This is a genomic window from Rhizobium vallis, from assembly GCF_003985155.1.
In the GTDB taxonomy this organism is placed as follows: Bacteria; Pseudomonadota; Alphaproteobacteria; order Rhizobiales; family Rhizobiaceae; genus Rhizobium; species Rhizobium vallis.
In genome coordinates this window covers 199,144-215,845 of record NZ_ML133697.1, presented here as the reverse complement: position 1 = coordinate 215,845, position 16,702 = coordinate 199,144, and the positions used below count along the sequence as shown (strand labels likewise).

Here is a 16,702-nt window from a genome sequence, read left to right as displayed (position 1 = left end):
GTTCAAAGCCGCCGCCTCGCCGCCGGACGTCCACCAGTGCAGCATCTGCACTTCCTTCACGTCCGCAGCCTGTGCCACACCCAAACCAGCCAGCATCACGACAGCAACGGCCGCCGAGCTCAAAAACCTATTCATCGAAGAACCTCCCAGTTCCAGTTTGGAAGATGCAGGAACCATTCCTGCATCCGATCACCCGCCCTCCTCAGGCGTAGTTTTGTCGTCGGCTAAGCCGGCCTTTCCGTTTGCGGCATCCACCAATTGGTGCGCTTGCCGATATGCATGTTCAGCGTCTTGGTCTCCGTATAGTCTTCGACCGAATGGCGGCCGAGTTCACGGCCGAGGCCGCTCTGCTTGTAACCGCCAAAGGGAAGTTCCGAGGCGCCGTCCATGAAGGTGTTCATCCAGACCGTGCCCGCCCGTACCGAGCGGCCGATCGTCAGGCAGGTATCGAAATCGCGGCTCCAGACGCCGGCCGACAGGCCGTAGTCGATGGAATTCGCAATCTTGATGGCTTCGGCTGATGTCTCGAACGTCAGGACCGACAGAACCGGTCCAAAGACTTCCTCGCGTGCCACCGCCATGTCAGGGGTGACTGCTTCGAGGATCGTCGGCGACATGAACTGCCCCATGCCGAGGTCGAGCCTCTCGCCGCCATGGGCGACCTTCGCACCGCTGCTCCTGGCACCAGTGACATATCCGGATATCTTCTCCAGATGCTGCGGCGTGATGATGGCGCCGACTTGCGTCGAAGGATCGAGCGGGTCGCCGACCTTCACCGCCTTTGACAGTTCGGCGATCCGCCCGACGACATCGGCAGCGATTGACTTGTGAAGGATCAGCCGAGACCCGGCATTGCAGCACTCGCCGGCATTGAAATATGCGCCGAAGACCGCAGCATCGATGAAGGCATCGAGATCGGCATCCGGGAATACGATCTGCGGGTTCTTTCCGCCCAGTTCGAGCGAGACCCTCTTCAGCGTCTGCGCGGCATTGGACATGGTCAGCTTTCCCACACCGGTCGAGCCGGTGAAGGACACCATGTCGACGTCGGGATGAGACGTCATGACAGCACCGACCTCAGGTCCCGTACCGGTGACAATGTTGACGACGCCATCCGGAATGCCTGCCTGCTGCAGGATCTCTCCCAGCACGAGCGTCGATCCCGATGTCAGCTCTGAGGGCTTGACGACAGTGGTGCAGCCTGCGGCCAGGGCGAAGGGCAGCTTCTGACCGACGATGAGAAACGGGAAGTTCCAGGGCGTGATGATCGACACCACGCCGATCGCTTCGCGCAGGACGACGCCGAGCGTACCGTCGCCAAGCGTGTTGTAGCTTTCACCGTGGAGGTCGCGGGCAAGGGCAGCCGCATAGCGCCATATGTCGACAGAGCCTGCAATTTCGCCCCGCACCTGCGTGATCGGCTTTCCTGCCTCGATCGCATCGAGAAATGCCAGCTCTTCCGCACGTGCCGCGATCAGATCGGCAGCCTTCAGGAGGATGGCGGAACGTTCGGAAGCGGTCATTCGCGGCCATGGCCCGAGGTCGAAGGCCTTGCGTGCAGCGGCGATGGCGCGCTCGGTGTCATTTCTGCTGCCGGTCGGGAACCGGCTGACCACGACGCCATGGCTCGGCGCGACACGCGCGATCGGATCGGAGGCGCCAGCCTCCCATTTGCCATCGATGAGCATCCTGAAATCGCGCGCCTTGTGGTCGCTCAGCGCGGTGGGGTTGACGAGGACCGTCATTACCATTCTCCCTTGAACGTTGCCGGGCGCTTCTCGCTGAATGACGCGACGCCCTCCTTCAGATCGCCGGTCTTGGCGGCGAGGATCGAGCCCAGGGCTTCGACCGCGGTTCCGTTGTCTTCGCCGTTCGCCGATGCGATCATCAACTTGACGATCTCGACGGCCGCCGGTCCCCGTGCGGCGATCCGCTCGGCATATTCCCTGGCCGCGGCCAGCGAGTTTCCTGTTGGAACGACCGCATCGACGATACCGAGCAGGCGCGCCTCCTCGGCGGTGAATATCTCGCCGCCCAAGGCCATGCGTCGGACGACTTGCGCGCCGAAGCGGCGTACGAGACGCTGGGTCCCGGACCAGCCCGGCACCATGCCGAGGCCGGTTTCCGGCAGGCCGATTTTGATCTGCTTCTCCGCAAGGCGAATGTCTGCAACGCCCGCAAGTTCAAGCCCTCCTCCGAGGGCATGGCCGCTTAGCGCCGCGATGAGCGGCACTCGGAGCGTTGCCAGCCTTTCGAATATCCGGTGGCCGTGCCGCACCCAGGCGTGACCGAATTCCTGGGGCAGCATTCCGCCCCAGGCCTTGATATCGCCTCCGGCGGAAAAGCCCCTTCCCTCGCCGGTGAGAACGGCGGCGCGTACATTCGGGTTCGCCTCGACCTCATCGGCAGCGTCTGCGAGGGCTTTCAGCATGTCGAGATCGAGTGCGTTCAGCTTCTCCGGGCGAGAAATCGTCAGCGTCGCGACGTGGCCTTCGATATCGACCCTGACCGTTCCACTAGCCATTGAAGGTGCCCTCCAGCGTCCGCGCGCTTTTTGCCGGAAGCAACAGTCCGATCGCTGCCTCTGCGAAGAGCGCGGCGTCCATGACCTTCAGGTCGGGTGCGATGATCAGCGGGAACTCGGACTGATCGAGGATGTGAGATCGGAGATCGACGCCGGGCGCAATCTCGGTGAGGACGATACCCTCCGGCGTCAGCTTCATCACGCACCGCTCGGTGACATAGGTGATGTCCTGCCCCTGCTCGATGGCACGCTTGCCGCTGAAGGTGACGTGTTCGACCTCGTTCACCAGCTTCTTCAGCTTGCCTTCCTTCTCGATCAGGAGGGCGCCATCGGCGATCGAAAGCTTCGCTCCGGCATTGAACATGCCGGAGAAGACGATCTTCTTCGCCCGCGCCGTGATGTCGACAAAGCCGCCGGCGCCTGCCGTCACATGCGGCCGGAACGAGAGCTTGGAGACGTTGACCGACCCGTCCTTGCCGATTTCGAGGAAGGAGAGCAGCGATGCATCGAAACCGGCACCCTGGAAATAGGTGAATTGATAGGGAGACGGCATGTAGGCGTCGGCGTTGGACGCGCAGCCGAAGGCAAAGTCGAGCAGCGGCACGCCGCCGACCGCGCCCTGTTCGATGACCCAGGTGACTGCGCCGTGAAGCCCCTCCTCCAGCAGAATTCGCGGCACGTTGGCCGAGATACCGAAACCGAGATTGACGCAACTTCCCGATTGAAGTTCCTGCGCGACACGCCGTGCGATGACTTTTTGAACGTTGAACTCGGGAACCCGGAAACTATCGAGCGGGCGGAAGATCTCTCCTGAAATCGCCGGATCGTACGCCGTCTGCGTCGTCTGCTTCTGATCCGGATCGACGATCACGTAGTCGACCAGCATCCCCGGCACCCGGACGTCATGCGGCTTCAGCGAGCCCTCCTTGGTGATCCGCTTGACCTGAGCGATGACGATGCCACCGTTGTTGCGTGCGGCAAGCGCCTGATCGAGGCCGCCGAGATAGGCGCCCTCATGTTCGTATGTAAGGTTGCCGCGCTCGTCGGCAGTCGTGGCGCGGATGATGGCGACCTGAGGGACGATCGCGGGAAAGAACAGCCAGTCGTCACCCTCGAAGGTGACGCGTTTGACCACCGGATGCTCCGAAGCCAGTTCGTTCATCGCGCAGCCCTGTCGCCAGGGATCGACGAAGGTATCGATGCCGACCTTGGTCAGCACGCCCGGCCGCTTCGCAGCAGCCTCGCGATGGATGTCGAACAGGATGCCGGAGGGAATGTTATAGGCCGGGATCTCGTTTCCGGTGATCATCTGCCAAATGAGCGGCGGCTCTGATGAGGACGGGCCTGAGGGATAGGAACCGCCGATGATGCGCTTGAGCAGACCCTTTCTGGCGATGTAATCGACGCCCTTGATGCCGCTCATGTCGCCGGCGGCAATCGGGTGGAGAGTCGTGATGTCACGGGGATGGCCTGTCGCATCGAAACGTTCGCCGATCGCCTTCAGCATGAGATCGGGACAACCGAGACCGCTCGAGGACGATACCGTTACAACGGCGCCATCCGGGATCAGCGCGGCCGCTTCGGCTGGGGTAAGATGCTTCTTCATTTGCATCACGCAGAGTCCTGTTTGATTTTGATGCTCATGCTGGCTCCGCAGCTCTCACGGACAACCAGCCGAACGGCTGTCGTCACCGTCTCCGCCTCGGCCTTGCCCGCATTGATCTGCTTGAGAAGCATCTGCGCGCCGCGCCGACCAATGCCTTGCGGATCGACGGAGACTGTTGTCAGCGCCGGCACCGCCGCCTGGGCCTCGATGACGTCGTCGAAACCCACGACCGCGAAGTCGGAGCCCGGCTCCAGCCGGCGCGCACGCAACCCGTCGCAAACACCGAAGGCCACGGCATCATTGAAGCACACGGCCGCCGTCGGCCGATGGCCAAGAGCAATCGCCTTGCCGGTCGCCTCCACCCCGCCCGCTCGCGACGGCGCGGACGCGATGACAAGTTCTTCGTGATAGTCGAGCCCGGCTGCCTCGACGCCGCTTCGGTAACCGGCAAGGCGATCGTCGAAGACAGCGGTATCGGGAAAGCCACCGAGAAAAGCGATGCGTTTATGGCCGAGTCCCGCCAGGTGCTGAACGGCGGACATCATGCCGGCCTGGTTGTCGGAGACGATGGATGAGACTTTGGCGCCGGGCAGGTTTCGGACGACAACCACGACAGGAATCCCCGCCGCAACGAGCGGCTTGAAGTCCGCAGCATCGGTGGCGCGCGCCGGCGACACAATGAGGCCGGAAATCCCATGTTCGCGCATCGATGCGACAACCTCGCGCTGCCGGTCGATGCTCTCGCCGGTGTTCGACAGGAACTGCACAAAGCCGGCCGACTGAACGACCATGTCGACGCCGACCGCGAGTTCGGCAAAGAAGCTGTTCGTCAGGTCGTTTACGACGACCCCGACGATCCTCGACTTGGCACCGGCCTGCCGAAGATTGGCTGCGCCGCGATTGTAGACATAGCCGAGATCGCGCATCACCGCATTGACCTTGGACCGCGTCCCTTCATTGACCAGGGAGGAGCCCTGAAGCACCAGCGAAACCGTCGACTTCGAGACGCCGGCGGCCTTCGCAATGTCAATGACGGTTACCCGCGCCTTTGTCACTTCTTCCTCCCGCCATCACGTCTGATGGCTATTCAATATTTGGAACGTTCCAATCATGTCAAGATGAATCTAAGTGATCCACTATTTTGTTAGACATTTTTGACGCCTCTAGCCTTCTTTGTCGCGGAAACCTTCGTTGTAAATTTGGAACGTTCTAAAAACGAGTGAGATTTGGCGGTATCGTTCGATATCTTCGACCGAAAGAAAAGCGAGGAAAGCGCCGCAATCGGCAGACCTTCCGGGCCCATGCCGAGTGGCGTCAACGAGGTAGGAGAGGACAGCCTCGACCTTCTGGAGAAGCAACTGGCCAAACTCGGCTAAAGTTGTCCTCGGTGCCAGGATTGCTGTCCCGCATATCTACCCTATCATTCTCGCAGTAGAGGAGGACCATGCCATGGCTTTCATTCACACCCCCAATGCATCCGCCAGCGAGAAGACGACATCGATGTATGCGTCGGCGGAGGCAAGCTACGGTTATCTGCCGAACATGTATCGCGCTTTCGGCCACCGGCCTGAAGTGATGGAGAACTGGGGAGCGCTGCTTTCGAGCATTCGCAGCCATATGAGCCTCAGGCGCTACGAGCTGGTGACGCTGGCGGCAGCCAAGGAGCTGAAATCCTCCTATTGCATGCTGGCGCACGGCTCCGTGCTGCTGCGCGAAGGTTTCACCAGCGACGGGCTGACGGCTGTTGTCAACGAGTCGGAAAAGGCGCCGATCGATGCCGGCGAACGCGCGATCATGGCCTTTGCCGCCAAGGTGGCGCGCGATGCGACGTCGATCACGCAGCAGGATATAGACGGGCTGAAGAAACATGGGCTGAACGATGCCGAGATCTTCGACATCACGGCTGCGGCAGCCGCCCGGTGTTTCTTCTCCAAAATGCTGGATGCGCTGGGTGCTGCACCCGACCATGCCTATGCCGAGCGGCTGGAGCCGAATGTGCGAAAGGCGCTCAGCGTCGGCCGGGAGGTCGAGCGTCCTCTGGCGCCTGCTTCGTCCCACCGCACATCGCAATGATGCCACGATTGATGAGGCGTAGCCCCTATTCCTTCGGCCTATCGGCAAAATGCCGGATCGCGAACTCGGCGATATTCTGGCTCGCCCGATCGGCATCATCGAGCATCGAGGGGAACAGCTGCCATTGATGCGGCATGCCCGGCCAGACCTCGGTGGTGACATCCACACCGGCCTGGCGCGCCTTGTCGGCGAGCCGCAGCGTGTCATCCAGCAGGGCTTCGCCTGAGCCGACCTGCAGCAGCAGCGGCGGAAAGCCCTTCATGTCGGCATAAAGCGGCGACGCCTGAGGATCGGTCGGCGGCCGGCGGCCGAGATAGGGCTTGCGGAGGGTTTCGATCCAGGCCTTATCGACTAATTGATCGCTTTCGGCATTCGACGTCATCGATCCGCCGGTCGCGGCCAGATCGGTGATGGGACTGAGCGCCACCACAGCCGCCGGCAACGGCTTTGCCGCCTGTATCTGCCGCAACACCGTCTCGATTGCGATGTTGCCGCCGGCCCCGTCTCCCGCGACGACGACGTTCCCGTTGTCATAGCCGTTGTCGAGAAGCCAGCGATAGGCCGTCAGCGCGTCGTTGATCTGCGCGGGATAGCCATATTCCGGCATCAATCGATAATCGATGAGAAGCACGTCGCTCGACGCGGCCTTGGCGAGCGATCCGGCAAGCAGGCTGTGGGTGCGGATGGACCCGCCCGAGAAACCGCCGCCATGAATGTAAAGGATCACCCTTTCGCCGATCGGGTGATGAAGACGGGCGGGCCATATCAGCTCGGCATTGACCCCGTCGGCATCGACCTGCCGAAGCTGTATGCGCGTCGGGCCCGGCGTTGTCTCCATCAGCGCCTTGAAGGCCATCCGCCGCTGCTGCAGGTTATCGGCACCGGCAAAGTGGTCCTTCCAGAGGCCGACGAGTTTTTCGACTTGCTCCCGCGAGGCCTGGCTTTGCGGCCCGATATCCTGCCCGACTGCCGCCGTTGTCAGCAACAGTGTTGCGGCCATGGCGGCGACGGAACATGCAAGCCGCTTGGCGGCTCGAACAACAGCTGGTGAATTCCGACCGTTCATCAACCTCTCCCGACGACGCTGGCCACGGCGGCATCTTTGGCCGGTTCGTCTGCCGGAGTCAAAAGGGTGGCAGACGCAAACCTCAAGCTTTTTTATTCCGCGGGCATCACCTGTGGCGGCGCCCTGGAATGAAAATCGGGCGTTACCTGTCCACCGCGGGCTCTTCAGGCTGCTTCGCAAAAAATGGATAACTCCTGCCGGTACGGCTTGCCATCCACGGTGTTTCCGTCGGAAATGGATTCCGTGCCTGGCCGCTCCACTCCGGCACTTCGTCTCGCATGTGAGTGAAGGATACCAATGACCACCATCTACCTTGCCGGCCCGGAAGTCTTTCTTCCGGACGCCATGCCCATCATCGCCGAAAAACGCCGTTTGGCACGCCAGTTCGGCTTCGAGCCGACCGGCCCGGGCAGCGATGAAAACCAGACCCCGGTGAAGCTGACGGCCGCCGAGATCTACGCACGCAACGACACAGCCATGCGGCGTGCCGAGATCTGCCTTGCCAACATCACTCCCTTTCGAGGCGTCAGCGCCGATCCGGGTACGGTCTATGAGATCGGCTTCATGATTGCGTTGGGAAAATCGGTCTTCGCTTATAGCAATCACCCAGACGACTATGGCGCGCGTGTTCGTTCCGTCTGGTATGCGGGGCTCGAGATCGATGAGACGAGCGGGCGCCCACGCGGACCGGACGGCATCGCGATCGAAAATCACGGCATGGCCGATAACCTGATGATCGACGGAGGGGTCGAGGCGACAGGAGGCAAGGTGTTCCGTGCGGTCGCTCTCCCCACAGATCCCGCCCGCGACCTGGCAGTTTATTTTGAAGCGCTTCAGGCGATCGCCGGCATGCGTGCTGATGACGGCCAGCTCCGCACCGGTAGCGGCCGCGCCGACATTACTCCGCCCGTATCGCCTCGATGACCGCCCTGAAGCCTGCCGACATGTGGCGGCGGCTCGGATAGTAGAGATAGAGCGGTTCCTCCAGCTGACACCACTCATCCAGCACCTGGATCAGCTCGCCGCTGGCGATCGCCTTTTCCGCCCGCGGCTCCCAGACATAGGCAAGGCCGACGCCGCTAAGCGCTGCCTGCAGCATCAGCTCGTGATCGTCGAGCGACAGTGGCCCAGTCGGCTGAAAGCTCACCGTCTGGCCGTCCTTCTCGAATTCCCAGGCATAACGTGCGCCTGATGGATACATGTTCTGGATGCAGAGATGCCGCTTGAGTTCGTGGGGCGTTTCAGGCTTGGGCCGGGTCTCGAAATAGGCGGACGAACCGACGACGACCAGGCGGATGCGCGGTTTGATGCGTAGTGCGATCATCCCCTCGGTAATGCGCTCGCCGAAGCGGATGCCGGCATCGAAGCCCTCCTCGACGATATCGACCAGCCTGTCCGTCGCGTTGATTTCCAGCTGCAAATTGGGATTTCGCTTGAGGAGCGGGCCGATGATGCGGCCGACGACGAAGGGGCCGATCGAATTCGGCACATTGATCCTTACCTTGCCGAAGGGCGTGTCGCGGTAGCGGTTGAGCGCATCGAGCGCGGCTGTCATCTCGCCGAAGGCCGGGTCGAGATGCGAGATCAGGAGTTCACCAGCCTCGGTCAGCGAAACGCTGCGCGTCGTACGGTTGAGCAGCCGAATGCCGATCCGTTCTTCGAGATTGAGCACCGCATGGCTGATCGCGGAGGCGGTGACACCCCGCTCCTCACCCGCCTTGCGGAAGCTTTTATGTCGGGCGACGGCCGCGAAGGCAGCCAGTTCGGAAAGCTCGGTGGCGCGCATTGATGAATATCGCTCATTATTGTTTCAATAATAACGAATCTTATACAATAGCGGATTTTGGGTCAAATTCACCCCGTCAGCACAGAGATGCGACGCCAAACCGAAAAGCTCGAAAGGAATTCGTCATGAAAGTCTGGTTCATCACCGGTGCATCCCGCGGCTTCGGTGCGCTGATGACGAGGGAAGCCCTTGCATCAGGGGACGCCGTGATCGCCACTGCCCGCAACCCGAAGACCGTTACCGAGCAGTTCGGCGATCATCCGAACCTGCTGGCAGTTGCCCTCGACGTCACCAATGAAGTACAGGCGAAAGAGGCTGCGGCTGCCGGTATCGCCCGCTTCGGACGCATCGACGTTCTCGCCAACAATGCCGGTTACGGCCTGCTCGGCGCCGTCGAGGAAGCCACGGCCGAAGAGATCGAAAAGCTTTACGGTACGAATGTCTTCGGCCTGCTGAAGGTGACACGCGCCGTACTGCCCTACATGCGCCGCCAGCGTTCCGGCCATGTGCTGAACTTCTCCTCCATCGGCGGTTACTTCGGCTATCCAGGCTGGGGCGTCTATGGCTCGACGAAATTCGCCGTCGAAGGTCTCTCCGAATCGATGGCCGCCGAACTCGAACCTTTCGGCATCAAGGTGACGATCGTCGAGCCAGGCTTCTTCCGCACGGACTTCCTCGCCGACACTTCGCTGGCGATCAGCCCGGCTTCGATTGCGGACTACGAAGGCACGCCGGCCGGCAACATGCGCAGTTTCGCCGCCGACGCCAACCATGCCCAGCCCGGCAATCCCGCCGCGCTCGCCGCTGGCATCATGACGATGGTCAATTCAGCCAATCCGCCGCTGCGGATGCCATTCGGCAGCGATACGGTGGCTATGATCGAGGCTCAGCATGCCAGCGTCGAAAAGGAACTTGCCGCCTGGCGCCAGCTCGCCCTGTCCACGGATTTTCCAAGCGAGGCAACGGCGTCGGCCTGAAGACCAAGGTGGGTGCGGCCGCTGCTTCCCCGATCGCCGGGATACAGCGGCAGCGCGCTGCGGGTGGGAGAAAGTGCAGCATGCGGCAAATTGGCGTTCGCCTTGAGCGTCCGATGGCCTAGATCTAGGTTCGATCACGATCATGAAGAGGCGAGCATGTCCATCAAGACCATCTGCATCTATGGCGCCGGCGCACTCGGCGGCGCTATCGCCGCCAAACTCGCGAGCCAGCCCGGAAACGACATCACCATCTCCGTCGTCGCGCGTGGCGCCCATCTTGACGCCATCCGCGACAACGGTCTCAGCCTGCGCGAAGCCGATGCTGAAAGGACGCTCAATGTCCGCCTCAACGCGACCGATGATCCCAAGACGTTGCCGCCGCAGGATCTCGTCATTACCGGCCTCAAGGGGCATCAGCTGGCGCCCGCCGCCGAGGGAATAGCAGGGCTGCTCAAGGACCGTACCCGGGTCGTCATGATCCTGAACGGCATTCCGTGGTGGTATTTCCATCGCGATACCAGGAGCGGGCATCCGGAACTGCAATTCGATGAACTCGATCCCGAGGGCAGGCTTTGGCGGCTGATCGCACCGCAACGTGTCATCGGCTGCGTCGCCTATCAAGGCGCGGAGGTGATCAATCCCGGCGAGATCCGGCTTTCCAATAAGGGACGTTTCGTGCTCGGCGAGCCCTCCGGCGAAATGTCGTCCGATCTCGAGGCGATCGCGGCCTTGCTAATCGGGGCCGGCCTTAGCATAACGACGACGCCCGATATCCGTGACGAGATCTGGAGCAAGCTGATGGGCAATGCCGCCTTCAACCCGATCAGTGCGTTGACGCGGGCTGTCATGACCGATATCATGGCGGATCCGGCGCTTTCGGCCATGGTCGGCAAAGTGATGAACGAGGTGCGCGCCGTCGGCGAGGCGCTGGGTGCGCGTTTCAACATTACGGTCGAACAGCGGCTGGAACAATCGCGCCATGTCGGCGCCGCCGTCCGGACATCGATGCTGCAGGATCTGATCGGCGGCAAGGCGCTCGAAATCACGCCGCTGGTCGGGATGCTGGCGGCTCTTGGGCGCCTGACTGCCGTACCGACTCCAGTCTCGGAAACGATCCTGGCGCTGGTGACGCAATTGGATCGGGAAAATCGGCGCGGCAGCTGATGGCAAGGTTGCCGGGAGAAGCCTGGCCGCCTTCGCTTATTTTCCGACCTGCTCGGCCCAGTTCGGGGCCTTGTCGCCGCCATCGAGGAAGGTCATCGCCATATTCGCCATCAGTGGCGAGGCGAAGGTCTCGTAGTGGGTGAGATCGGGCAGGATCGCCAGCCGGTTCTTCGACATGTTTTCCCGCATCCAGCCTGCATCGCGCAGACCGCCGCCGAGCTTGTGATAGAAATCGATCATATGCTCGGGGCGGATCATGTCGGCATCGCCGTACATCAGCATGACCGGCATGGTCAGTTTCGCGACGGCATCGCTATAGTCGATCGGTTCGCGCATCAGCGCCCCCATCGCATCCAGAAGTTTCGGAAATTCCGAAACGTCAGGAGCTACCGCCTTATAGGAAAGGAACATCGGCGTGTCCTTCATCATCTCGGCCATAGCGGCGCCCACTGCCGCCTGCTGCGGCAGCATCTCCGGGAAGAAGCCGTTCTGCGCATAGGGGGCCGAGAGTATCACCAGCCGGCGCACCCTGTCCGGCGCGTTCGCCGCCATGTTCAGCGCCACGCCGCCGCCAAAGGAATAGCCGAAGACATCGAGCTTGTCGTAGCCGAGCTGCTTCACGAGGATCGCGAGATCGGCGCCGATTGCCGGCAGCTCGATCGGCCGATTGCCGAGAGGCGTGCGGCCATGGCCCTGCAGGTCGACGGCGATCACCTGCCGGTGGTCCGTGAAAATAGGCATGACGGGTGCGAACATCTCGATCTGCCCGAGGCCGCCATGAAGAAGAAGCAGCGGTTCGCCCTCGCCACGGATCTCGTAATAATAATCGATGCCGTTGACCGGCACGCTTCCCTTCCGGACAATCGGCGCTATCGCCTTATTGTCTTCGATTACAGGCGCGCCGCCGGCGGCTGATATATCCGGCGTGGCCAGGAATGCAGCAGCTGTTGCGATCATCGAAATCAACGTCGTCTTCGACATGTCCTTGCTCCATATTTGCATCGATGCTGCAAGGACGGCGGTGGTGATCCCTTCCCGACACCGCGCGTCGAAATTTCTGCCATCGGCCTTTATGCCATTCCTATATTTTCGCCCCCCGCCCCGAATGGATTTCCTATCGCAGCCGGCAGTAGGCTCTTGTCATCATTGCAAAGGTCAAATGCCATGCGAAATGTGATGTCTGCCTTCCACCCGCTTCGCCCGCACAGCAGCAGCCGGCAGATGCGCGAGAAACGCACCGCGCGGGCGCTGTTCGTCTTCGGCGTCGTGCTTGCCTGCATCGAGCTCTACATCGTCTATTCCGCGCTCTGATGTCCATCGGGGCAAACGGCAAAGTCGAGTTCACGCCGGTTGCCCGCGGTGAAGCGCGTTTCCGTTAAATCTTGCCGTTCTCCCGCCGTTTCCACGCCGCGGGAGAACGCTGATGGGCGGACGGCCGATTTCCAACTTTTCATTAACCGACATGCTGGTAAAATCTTGTCATAAAGATTTCAGACTCCACGGGACCGATGTCGAAACCGAATTTCCGCTTCACCCATTATGATCTTAGGGAACAACGCGCCGGGACGATCATCGAGGTGTCGTTGAATGCGGTGAACAATGTTCGTCTGATGACGGCGCCGAATTTCCAGCGCTTCACCGAAGTTCTCGATTTCAAATATATCGGCGGCGTGGCGCGCAAATCGCCGGTCAAGCTCGCCGTTCCTGAAAGCGGCCACTGGCACGTGGTCGTCGACATGGAGGGCCATCACGGGCTTGCGGAATCCGCCGTCAAGGTGATCGCCGCTCCTGCAAATCAGAAGATGTCGCCGCCCTCCTGAACGTTGCAGCACCGCGCATCTTTCGGTCGCGCAAGGGCAAGCGCAGAACATGCTCTGCCAAAAAACGTTGATCACGAAACGCCCGATTGTTCCGATCTTGATCGCAATCAATGAATCAAGCCGCGAGGTCGGTCACAATTCTCCACTCGCGCGGCTCACCCTGCGCCAGCTGCAAGTCGGCGCCCCATTCATGCTCTGATCGCGGAGCGACGAACAGCAGACTACTATCTTCATCACCTGGGGACAGTCCATGACTTCGAACCCGATCGGTCATATCACCAATATCATCGATCCCGGCGATGCGCTCGGCGAAGTCCTTTTCGGATTGATCATGGCGCTGACATGGACGGTGGGCTCGAGGCTTGTTTTTGAAAATGAAGGGTTGGATGTCCATGAGTTGATCGTCGCAACAATCGGATGCAACGTCGCTTGGGGGATCATTGATGCCGTGTTGTTCATTCTGGGGACGACGTTTTACAAGAGCAGACGGCTGCGCCTTTTTCGGCAAATCAAAGCCGCCAAAAGCGAATCTGTGGCGCTCATGGTGCTCGCGAAAGAATTCCCGATCGAGGAAGCACCATTTTCTGGAAAGGCGGCCGATGCCGACGCCCTCTATCGATCACTCCTGACGCTCGCATCTCGGGCCGATCCTGTGAAAGTGTCCCTATCGAAAGGTGATCTGTTTGCCGCAATCGCGATCTTCTTTTTGGTTTCTGCCACCTCCATTCCGGCAGTGACCCCTTTCATTTTCATCGACAATGCGCACTTTGCTCTGAGAATCAGCAACCTGTTTCTCATCATGCTACTATTTGTGACGGGCTATGCGTGGGCCACGTTTTCAGGAGGCAGGCCGTTTTATGCAGGGATGACGATGACTTGTCTCGGATTGCTTCTGGTTGCAATAGCGATCGCTCTTGGCGGCTGAGCCCCTTCACCAACCGAACAGGCACAGCGCCTCAACGCGGATTGCGCTCCTTGCGAAGCTTCGCCCACCATTCCAGCCGCTTGCGGATATCGCGCTCGAAACCGCGCTCCGGCGGATCGTAAAAGATCTGGCGGCCCATCTTCTCCGGGAAATAATCCTGGCCGGAAAAAGCGTCCGGCTCGTCGTGGTCGTAGCGATAGCCTTCGCCGTATCCCTCGCCCTTCATCAGTTTCGTCGGCGCATTGAGGATGTGTTTGGGCGGCAACAGCGAACCGTTCTGCTTTGCGGCTTGGCTGGCGGCCTTGAAAGCGGTGTAAACGGCATTCGATTTCGGCGCGGTGGCGAGATAGACGCAGGCTTGCGCCAGCGCCAGTTCGCCCTCTGGCGAGCCGAGGTACTCGTAGGCATCCTTGGCGGCGTTGCAGATGACCAGTGCCTGAGGATCGGCAAGGCCGATATCCTCCACCGCCATGCGCACGAGCCGCCTACCGAGATAAAGCGGATCCTCGCCGGCATCGAACATGCGGGCGAGGTAATAGAGCGCGGCATCCGGGTCCGAGCCGCGCACGGATTTATGCAGCGCCGAGATCAGATTGTAGTGACCGTCCTGCGCCTTGTCATAGACCGGGGCGCGGCGCTGGACGATGCGCGTCAGGCCTTCCGTGTCGAAGCTTTCGCCGTCGCGCGCTGCGCGCCAGATCTCTTCGGCGAGCGTCAGCACGGCGCGGCCGTCGCCATCTGCCATGCGGATCAGGCTGGCGCGCGCCTCTTCCGTCAGCGGCAGCGGCTTCTGCTCGATCGTCTCGGCGCGCTTCAAGAGCTCCTCGAGGCTCTCCTCGTCATGCGACTTGAAAGTGAGGACACGGGCGCGCGACAGGAGAGCGGCGTTGAGTTCGAAGGACGGGTTCTCGGTGGTGGCGCCGACGAGGATGACGGTGCCATCCTCCATGACGGGCAGGAAACTGTCCTGCTGGGCGCGGTTGAAACGGTGGATTTCATCGACGAAAAGCAACGTCTGGCGGCCGTCCATACGCCGTAGGCGGGCCGTCTCGAACACCTTCTTCAGATCGGCAACGCCAGAAAAGATCGCCGATATCTGCTCGAAAGCCAAGCCTGCCTCGCCCGATAGCAGCCGCGCCACCGTCGTCTTGCCGGTCCCTGGCGGGCCCCAGAAGATCATCGAGCCGAGCGAACCGCTTTCGATCATCCTTCTCAACACGCCGTCCTCGCCGGTCAGGTGTTCCTGACCGGTGACTTCGGCAAGGGTCTTCGGCCGCAGCCGGTCGGCAAGCGGCCGCCTGGCGGCGACCTCCTCCGGAACACGCGGCGCGAAGAGATCATTGCTCATCGGAAGAACTGCCGGATGCGCTGACCGTCGCGCTCGATCTCCACCCGCCAGAGGCCGGGGTCGCCATCGGCGATTTCGGACAGTTCGCTGGTCGACTTCACGTTGGTGCCGTTGATCGAGACGATGATATCCTTCGGCTCAAAACCGAGACGGGCGGCAGGCGAATCCTGCTTCACCTCGGATACGACGACGCCTGCCGATTCCGACGGCATGCGCAGTTCGTCGGCGACCCGTGGCGACAGGTTCTCGACGACGGCGCCGGTAAAGGGCGTATGGCCGCCGATCGTGCGCTGGTCGCGCGGCGAGGTTTCCGGGGCGCGGTCGAGCGTCAGCGGCAATTGCTGCTCGCGGCCGTTTTCAACGACGGTGAGCTTGACCGATTTGCCGAGACCCGCCGTCGTCAGTCTGTAAAGCAGTGCGTCGGGATGTTCGACGGAAATACCATCGACAGCGGTGACGATTTGGCCGGCCTTCAGCCCGGCCTTCGCGGCCGGTCCGCCTTCCGAAACCTTGACGACGAGCGCGCCGCGGGCCTTGTTCAACCCAAGCGCCTCGGCCACTTCCGAGGTCACGGCATCGAAACTCGCGCCAACATAGGGCCGCTCAAATGATTTGACGCCGGCATCGGCCGAGGCGAGGAAGACCTTGACCAGATTGGCAGGGATGGCAAAGCCGATACCGTTCGAGCCGCCGCCGCGCGAGAAGATCGCCGTGTTGATGCCGATCAATTCGCCTTTCATGTTCATCAGCGCGCCGCCGGAATTGCCGGGATTGATCGAAGCATCGGTCTGGATGAAGAAACCGAACTCGTTCCTCACCACCTGGTTGCGGGCAAGCGCGGAGACGATGCCGCTCGTCACCGTCTGGCCGACGCCGAAGGGATTGCCGATCGCCAGCACAAGATCGCCGACCTCCACGGCATCGGAATTGCCGATCGGCAGCGTCGGGAAGCTCTCCTTGGTATCGATCTTCAGCACGGCAAGATCGACGCGGTCATCACGCAGCACCACCTTGCAGGGGAATTCGCGGCCATCCGACAGCGCCACCTTGATGTCGTCTGCGCCTTCAACGACGTGATTGTTGGTCACGACAGTGCCGTTCGCCTCGACGATCACACCCGAACCGAGCGAGGATTGTTTCTCCGAACGGTTCGGCATCTGCTGGCCGAAAAACTGTTCGAAGAAGGGATCGCCGGCAAAGGGCGACTGCCGCTGGACGATCTTTTCCGCATAGACATTGACGACGGCGCCCGACGTCTGTTTGACGAGCGGCGCGAAAGAGAGCTGCATCTGCATCTGGCTCTCGGGCACGGTCTTTGCCGTCTGCGCATCGGCCGCAGCCGGCAGAACGAGCATGAGAGCGAACAGCGAGGCGGAAGCGCGCGTGATCAGGCCTTGCATAGGTATCCTTTTT

16 protein-coding genes and 1 pseudogene are annotated in these 16,702 nt (G+C 61.4%); 7 read left to right on the top strand and 10 right to left on the bottom strand.

The genetic code is table 11. From position 1 onward, the window contains the following. The 5 genes and pseudogenes from EFQ99_RS28135 to EFQ99_RS28115 form a co-directional block, all read right to left on the bottom strand. Positions 1-135: pseudogene (locus EFQ99_RS28135) on the bottom strand (sugar ABC transporter substrate-binding protein); the annotation flags it as partial. Positions 136-224: 89 nt separating this feature from the next. After that, entirely contained in the window at positions 225-1,745 is a 1,521-nt protein-coding gene (locus tag EFQ99_RS28130) for an aldehyde dehydrogenase family protein (RefSeq protein ID WP_126924434.1), read from the bottom strand. Continuing rightward, entirely contained in the window at positions 1,745-2,524 is a 780-nt protein-coding gene (locus EFQ99_RS28125) for an enoyl-CoA hydratase/isomerase family protein (RefSeq protein ID WP_126924433.1), read from the bottom strand. Before EFQ99_RS28125 ends, EFQ99_RS28130 begins: the two co-directional genes overlap by 1 nt. Then, positions 2,517-4,130, bottom strand: a complete 1,614-nt coding sequence (locus EFQ99_RS28120) for an acyl CoA:acetate/3-ketoacid CoA transferase (RefSeq protein WP_208722822.1) — start codon at positions 4,128-4,130, stop codon at positions 2,517-2,519. Before EFQ99_RS28120 ends, EFQ99_RS28125 begins: the two co-directional genes overlap by 8 nt. 5 nt (positions 4,131-4,135) lie before the next feature. After that, positions 4,136-5,185: a LacI family DNA-binding transcriptional regulator gene (locus tag EFQ99_RS28115; RefSeq protein ID WP_126924431.1), complete on the bottom strand. Its 1,050-nt coding sequence runs from the start codon at positions 5,183-5,185 to the stop codon at positions 4,136-4,138. 394 nt (positions 5,186-5,579) lie between these two features. Here EFQ99_RS28115 and EFQ99_RS28110 point away from each other — a divergent pair, with 394 nt between their 5' ends. Further along, a complete protein-coding gene (locus tag EFQ99_RS28110) occupies positions 5,580-6,203 on the top strand; it encodes a carboxymuconolactone decarboxylase family protein (RefSeq protein ID WP_126924430.1) in 624 nt (207 codons plus the stop codon). Positions 6,204-6,228: 25 nt separating this feature from the next. Here EFQ99_RS28110 and EFQ99_RS28105 read toward each other — a convergent pair whose 3' ends face one another. Further along, complete coding sequence (locus EFQ99_RS28105) at positions 6,229-7,203, bottom strand: alpha/beta hydrolase (RefSeq protein WP_208722823.1); 975 nt, start codon at positions 7,201-7,203, stop codon at positions 6,229-6,231. A 363-nt stretch (positions 7,204-7,566) separates the two neighbouring features. Between EFQ99_RS28105 and EFQ99_RS28100 the strand changes: the two genes are divergently transcribed. Then, positions 7,567-8,193, top strand: a complete 627-nt coding sequence (locus EFQ99_RS28100) for a nucleoside 2-deoxyribosyltransferase (protein WP_126924428.1) — start codon at positions 7,567-7,569, stop codon at positions 8,191-8,193. Here the strand turns inward: EFQ99_RS28100 and EFQ99_RS28095 are convergent. Next, positions 8,168-9,055 carry a LysR family transcriptional regulator gene (locus tag EFQ99_RS28095; RefSeq protein WP_126924427.1) on the bottom strand — a complete coding sequence of 296 codons (888 nt, stop codon included), beginning with the start codon at positions 9,053-9,055 and terminating at the stop codon, positions 8,168-8,170. The genes EFQ99_RS28100 and EFQ99_RS28095 overlap by 26 nt on opposite strands. A 125-nt stretch (positions 9,056-9,180) precedes the next feature. Between EFQ99_RS28095 and EFQ99_RS28090 the strand changes: the two genes are divergently transcribed. Further along, positions 9,181-10,032 carry an oxidoreductase gene (locus EFQ99_RS28090; RefSeq protein ID WP_126924426.1) on the top strand — a complete coding sequence of 284 codons (852 nt, stop codon included), beginning with the start codon at positions 9,181-9,183 and terminating at the stop codon, positions 10,030-10,032. A 156-nt stretch (positions 10,033-10,188) separates the two neighbouring features. Then, positions 10,189-11,196, top strand: coding sequence for a ketopantoate reductase family protein (locus EFQ99_RS28085; protein WP_126924425.1), 1,008 nt, complete (start codon positions 10,189-10,191; stop codon positions 11,194-11,196). 36 nt (positions 11,197-11,232) lie between these two features. Here EFQ99_RS28085 and EFQ99_RS28080 read toward each other — a convergent pair whose 3' ends face one another. Beyond that, the gene (locus EFQ99_RS28080; protein ID WP_126924424.1) at positions 11,233-12,177 is read right to left on the bottom strand and encodes an alpha/beta fold hydrolase; all 945 of its coding nucleotides are present in this window, start codon (positions 12,175-12,177) and stop codon (positions 11,233-11,235) included. Positions 12,178-12,372: 195 nt separating this feature from the next. Here EFQ99_RS28080 and EFQ99_RS36040 point away from each other — a divergent pair, with 195 nt between their 5' ends. From EFQ99_RS36040 to EFQ99_RS28070, 3 genes are all read left to right on the top strand, one after another. Beyond that, positions 12,373-12,507 carry a hypothetical protein gene (locus EFQ99_RS36040; RefSeq protein WP_281024298.1) on the top strand — a complete coding sequence of 45 codons (135 nt, stop codon included), beginning with the start codon at positions 12,373-12,375 and terminating at the stop codon, positions 12,505-12,507. Positions 12,508-12,704: 197 nt separating this feature from the next. Continuing rightward, complete coding sequence (locus EFQ99_RS28075) at positions 12,705-13,016, top strand: DUF1883 domain-containing protein (RefSeq protein WP_126924423.1); 312 nt, start codon at positions 12,705-12,707, stop codon at positions 13,014-13,016. Positions 13,017-13,266: 250 nt separating this feature from the next. Next, the gene (locus EFQ99_RS28070) at positions 13,267-13,941 is read left to right on the top strand and encodes a VIT1/CCC1 transporter family protein (protein ID WP_126924422.1); all 675 of its coding nucleotides are present in this window, start codon (positions 13,267-13,269) and stop codon (positions 13,939-13,941) included. Between the two features lie 31 nt (positions 13,942-13,972). Here the strand turns inward: EFQ99_RS28070 and EFQ99_RS28065 are convergent, their stop codons facing one another. Continuing rightward, a complete protein-coding gene (locus EFQ99_RS28065) occupies positions 13,973-15,289 on the bottom strand; it encodes a replication-associated recombination protein A (protein ID WP_126924421.1) in 1,317 nt (438 codons plus the stop codon). Further along, positions 15,286-16,689, bottom strand: coding sequence for a DegQ family serine endoprotease (locus EFQ99_RS28060; RefSeq protein WP_126924420.1), 1,404 nt, complete (start codon positions 16,687-16,689; stop codon positions 15,286-15,288). The genes EFQ99_RS28065 and EFQ99_RS28060 overlap by 4 nt, the downstream gene beginning before the upstream one ends. Positions 16,690-16,702: the final 13 nt, after the last annotated feature.